This is a genomic window from Peribacillus sp. P4_C12 (genome assembly GCF_056402095.1).
In genome coordinates this window covers 1-5,555 of record NZ_JBFUIB010000247.1, presented here as the reverse complement: position 1 = coordinate 5,555, position 5,555 = coordinate 1, and the positions used below count along the sequence as shown (strand labels likewise).

At 35.0% G+C, this 5,555-nt stretch carries 3 protein-coding genes and 1 pseudogene; 1 reads left to right on the top strand and 3 read right to left on the bottom strand.

All coding sequences use genetic code 11. The features are described 5' to 3' along the window. A partial coding sequence (locus AC1DUW_RS20180; RefSeq protein WP_477643294.1) for a catalase occupies positions 1-781 on the bottom strand: 781 nt, incomplete at its 3' end. A 1,388-nt stretch (positions 782-2,169) separates the two neighbouring features. Here AC1DUW_RS20180 and AC1DUW_RS20175 point away from each other — a divergent pair. Continuing rightward, positions 2,170-3,432 (top strand): cation:dicarboxylate symporter family transporter, encoded by a 1,263-nt coding sequence (locus AC1DUW_RS20175; protein ID WP_477643293.1) that lies wholly within the window; start codon positions 2,170-2,172, stop codon positions 3,430-3,432. Between the two features lie 648 nt (positions 3,433-4,080). On the opposite strand, the pseudogene AC1DUW_RS20170 reads toward AC1DUW_RS20175, so the two are convergent. Beyond that, a pseudogene (locus AC1DUW_RS20170) lies at positions 4,081-4,511 on the bottom strand (carboxymuconolactone decarboxylase family protein). Between the two features lie 504 nt (positions 4,512-5,015). Beyond that, positions 5,016-5,555, bottom strand: a 540-nt coding sequence (locus AC1DUW_RS20165; RefSeq protein ID WP_477643292.1) for a DUF817 family protein, incomplete at its 5' end; no start/stop codon positions are given.

The window sequence follows — 5,555 nt, the reverse complement described above, 5'->3', positions numbered from 1 at the left end:
CAGCATAATCAGGGTTTTCAGCGGCTAGTCTATTTGCTTCTTCGCGACCAATGTATTGTACACCTTCAAATGGATACCAATGGTATTTAACATACTTTCTAATACCTTGAGCATTTCTCCAAACATATGTATTCACACTATGTCCTGGTATGTGACGAAGACTTTTTACTGTACCTGCGTCAGAGTAGAGACGTACAATAAAATGAATAGATTCGGGTGCTCTTGCTACAAAGCTCCAAAAACTATCAGGGTCAATTAAGTTATTTTTGGGTGAAGGTAAGAATGCTTTAATAAATTCTGGGAAACGTATCGCATCACGAACAGAAAAGACGGGGATATGATTACATAAAAGGTCAAAAACACCTTCTTCTGTATAAAATTTTGTAGCGAAACCACGTACATTTCTGGAAGTATCAGGTGTTCCTTTCGTACTGACAGCTAATGAAAAGCGAACCATTACAGGTACCTTATGATCAGGATTTTGTAAAAAGTTCAGTTTTGTGTATTCGGACATCGAATATATCGTTTGAAAATAACCAAATGCACCAAATCCTTTCACATGAACCGGTCTTTCTAATATTTTTTCATGAATAAACTCTTGTAATGACTCGTGGAGTACACTATCTTGTTCCAGTACAGGTCCTCTAGAGCCGACTGTCTGTGAATGAAGTTTAGCTGACTCATCATTAGTCCATTTGGATAGGTCTCTATATAACTTTTTTCTTTCATTATAGTCTTCTTCTGATAAAGCCTGCCTCTGTTTAGAATCTTTTTCATTCATATCATGGCCTCCAAAATTCATTTTCCATCAATCGTTACTAAATATGATTTTTAAGCCTCGAATATGTATCTTCTACTTTTATTTTCAACATTTATTAGAAATATAGTTTTTTAAAGTTATCAACTTTTTTCAGGACAATACAAAAAAGTCCAATTAAATCAGTGTTTGAACATACCGCTAGGTAAAGAAAACTCATATGCCGTGGACCTGTTGGAATAGGTGGAATTATGGAAAAATGAAAATGACGAAGGGAAATTACATGTGCAATAAAAAAGTATTACTTTTCTTAGTTTGAAAAAACATAAGTAAGCAAAATAAACCAATAACAGAAATAATAAATAATAGTGTCTTTACATCTGTACTGTATTTTCAGTGTTTGATGGGAATAACGTTGCCATATCTTCCTTAACATAATCGGTTATAAATGCGAGAATTCCTAAAGTGATTACGTACGTGAAAAAATCAATATATACACACCCTTTCCTATATTTTACGAATAGAACCCCCATTATTTTCATAATATTTCCTTTTAAAACAAAATGTCCCTTGATAGAAGAAAAAAATGAAAAAAGGGAACTGTTATGGCAGAAAATCAATCAAGTTTACCTTGAAAAATGTAGGAATCAGCCGATATATAAAGAAAATTAAGTGTTTATATTGAGAACAATAATGGTGGTGCGTGAACAATACGGAAATTATCGAAAAATGTCGAAAAAAGTCTTATATTCCCGAATTTTCTTTAAATAATTATTGTAAGCGCTTCATTTTAATGTTACATTATTGATTCATCCCTTAAAAATAAGGAAGAAAGGAAGTATTTTATATTCACTGAATAGAACTACATAGATAAAAAGGAGGATGAAATTGGTAAAAGAGGAAGCGTAAATGGGGATTTACACCACACACATATCTCAAAGATTACCAAACTTTATATCCAACTTGCGATTTTAAAAAGATTTTAAATGTCTCATGTTTTAATATCATTTGAAGAGGATGAATTTTTATTATCGTAGAGAAAGATGACGTGTCMCTTAATCCTATAATAAATATTTATAGATTAATATTTTTATTATAAGTTGGTTCTCTTAATCTTATTAATAGAACCGGAAACCATTTTTCAGATGTTTTCCGCTAGGGGTGAATTCAGAGATAATAGGGTATTTGTGTTTCCAATTCCTAACCCGACAGCGCTAACCTCGTCAGCTTCTAAAGGGAACATGTATGAATAGTCACGCCAATAGGAATCGACAAACGAAGTGTCTTTTCTTTCGGTATAAAGACAGAATTTTTAAAAAATAAAAATCACTTTCTTTCTATTTAATACCTTGTATCCCTTACGAGACAAAATGTTTTTACATCAAAGACTTTATGGAATGTGAGGAAAGTAAATGAAGAAAATTAAATTAAGTTTAGCTAGCCAAATATTCATTGGATTAATTCTAGGGATTATTGTTGGTGCCATTTTTTATGGTAATGAGACTGCCCAAGGCTATTTACAACCATTGGGAGATATGTTCTTACGCATGATTAAAATGATTGTTGTACCAATCATTGTTTCAAGTCTGATTGTTGCCGTTGCAGGGGTAGGCGATTTGAAATCAGTAGGTAAAATTGGTGCCAAATCTCTTTTATACTTTGTGGTAGTAACGCAAATAGCAATTCTTGTTGGTCTGGTTTCCGCTAATTTACTTCAGCCGGGCGCTGGTATAAACATGAACCAGCTTGAACAAACAGATATATCCAGTTATGTAGATACAGCAGAAACTAAGCAGCATGAATCTTTTATAGATACAATTGTTCACATCGTACCATCGAATCCGATTAAAGCGATGGTAGAAGGCGATATGCTAGCCATTATTTTCTTCTCTGTATTATTTGGCGTTAGTATTGCCGCAATTGGAGAAAAAGGTAAACCGGTATTTCGATTCTTCCAAGGTACGGCAGAAGGGATGTTCTACTTAACCAACTTGATTATGAAATTCGCTCCAGTCGGTGTATTTGCACTAATAGGGGTAACTATCTCTAAATTCGGTTTGGCGTCATTAATTCCTTTAGGTAAGTTAGCGCTTTCAGTATATGGAACAATGCTTTTCTTTGTACTTGTCGTGCTTGGAATTATTGCTAGAGTAGTAGGGTTTGGTATTTTTAAATTGATTAAGCTTCTAAAAGAAGAGTTAATTTTAGCATTTTCAACAGCTAGTTCGGAATCCGTCCTCCCAAAAATCATGGAAAAAATGGAGAAGGCCGGATGTCCAAAACATATTGCATCATTCGTAATTCCGACAGGCTACTCTTTCAACCTTGATGGTTCTACGTTATATCAAGCATTAGCAGCCATTTTCATTGCTCAAATGTATGGAATTGATTTGAGCATCATGCAGCAAATTACCTTAATGCTAGTGTTAATGATTACATCTAAAGGAATTGCAGGTGTACCAGGTGTCTCCTTCGTCGTCCTTTTGGCAACACTAGGCACCGTCGGTATTCCAATTGAAGGCTTAGCATTTATTGCTGGTATTGACCGTATTCTTGATATGGGTCGTACGGCAGTGAATGTTGTAGGTAATGCACTTGCAGCAATCGTTATTTCTAAATGGGAAGATCAATTCCACCCTCCTGCCAATAATAAAAATCTAGAACAAGTATCTTAATATTAAAATCCAGAGTAGTGTGTCACTCTGGATTTTTTTGTGTAGTTTTCTGTTTCCCTGCACGTCAGATCATCCCTTGCTGCTTCCAAATTTAGTGACTTTCATTTTGTCTCAGTCATAAGTCTTAAAAATGAAAATGCCAGATTGCCAGATGTTCAATTACCTTTACTTTCTTTTAAGGCTTTACTTCCTTCGTTAACCTCGTATGAAAAAATTCAATACAGGTATTATCGTAAAGGAAACCTTTTCTTTAGATAGATGAGATGAGTGTGATATTGTTTCTTCCTCACTGGACTAATACTTGCCTTGCTCATTAAGTATTAGGTGATTTTGTTTGTCTTGCATTTTAAACTTCATATAAGGGCTTCCTCCTTAAAGTTTTGAGTTAGAGTGGTATCTACACTCATATCTTACTGAGGGGCTCTATTTTTTTCAAAATCAAAAAATAGCTATCTACAGGAATGCTAACCTACCCCTTTAGTTGCATAAAGAAAGAGCTTGCCTTAAAGACAGCTCCGATCTTAAGCTAACGCGCCAGTTCGTTGAATAAAGCATCCGTTTGTTCTATAAGACCTATTGTAGAGTTGACACAAATTGTGCAACAAAATAAATGAAAAAACGAACACCATAGGATGTTCGTTAAGAAAATTAACTCTTAGTTGCAGTATTGCCCATTGCAATAGAGATTCTATTCCAACTGTTTATATGATTAATAATAAGAACTAGATCAACATATTGTTTCTCATCATAATGTCCTCGGACACGCTTGTATAAGTCATCAGGAACTCGTTTTGTTGGTATCAAGGTAATATGCTCAGTAAGTTCCAAAGCAGCTTTTTCTTCAGGTGAATAAAAATCRCATTCTTCCCAGGTATTTAAACAATAAATTCTTTGTTCAGTTTAGCATCGGATGAATGCATATTGATGCAGAAGGCACAACCGTTAATTTGAGAAGCTCTAATTTTGATCAACTCTCTAGTAGTTCGATTAATAGAAGAGTTTTTAGTGTACTTCTCCATATCCATCATAATTTTCATACCATCGGGTGCAACATCATTGTAGGAGACTCGTTGACTCATAAGGTACAACCCCTTTGCTTTAAGATAATTTTATTATACCTGCCGACGACCGGATTTACCAATATTTTACTTTAGAGATATTTATAATCAAGAGAAATTTTAGCTGAAATAGTACATCTAGTTGCTTCGCAGTACGTTAAAACCGAGAGACTGTACTGCACATATCCATACAGTCATATTGTGAAAGCAAACGTCATTAACTGTGCGTTTACATTAAGCTTCTTCAACTAAACTACCTCTCTAGTTCCATACAAAAAAGGCTGCCGCAGCAACCTCCCTTAAAGTACCCTATAGTTTAAGGGAATATTTTCACAAGAACCCCTAATAAGTGCATTCCGGCAGTATTATCAAAAGCTATTTATATTTGAAAAAAGCAACATTTCGAAAGTTGCTTTTTCCAATTTATCTTATTCAGTATTTTGTACGCTAGGAGAACTTCAACCTAAAAAAAGTCGAATTCCTTACTATGCTAAGGATCCGACTTTTTTAGAGGGTTCTTAACAGTTATAAAAATTGACTAGTATCTATCCTAGTGGAATTTTTCCCTTTAACCTGCTTTAACGTCGCTACTATAAGAAAGCTAACAATCACTAATAAGAGCCATGAACTTACCTTTCCTAGATGAACGAGACTCCATGCATCGGTTTGGTTTGGATATTCCCAAGCTCCAAAGAACGTTGCGATATTTTCGGCTATCCATATAAAAAATCCGATGAGCATAAAAGAAAGTGCGATTGGCATACGATAACGAGTTCCAGCAACCTCGTATATGACCCATGATCGCCAAAAGACGATAATGACCAGTCCAGACAACCACCAACGAACATCAATCCAATAATGGTGGGTGAAAAAATTCAAATAAATCGCAGCTGCAAGAGGTACAACTACCAAAAATGGTGGCCACTTAACCAGTTCAACCTCTAACCTTCTCCACGCCTGGCAAAGATAACTCGCTACACTTGCGTACATGAATCCGCTATACAAAGGCACTCCAAAAATTTTGAAAAATCCTTCCTCTGGATAAGACCAGGAGCCCATATGTAC

What these genes read in the sequence shown, in the direction of transcription:
- AC1DUW_RS20175 (WP_477643293.1), top strand. Translation starts at nt 2,170, where the DNA reads ATGAAGAAAATTAAATTAAGTTTAGCTAGCCAAATATTCATTGGATTA.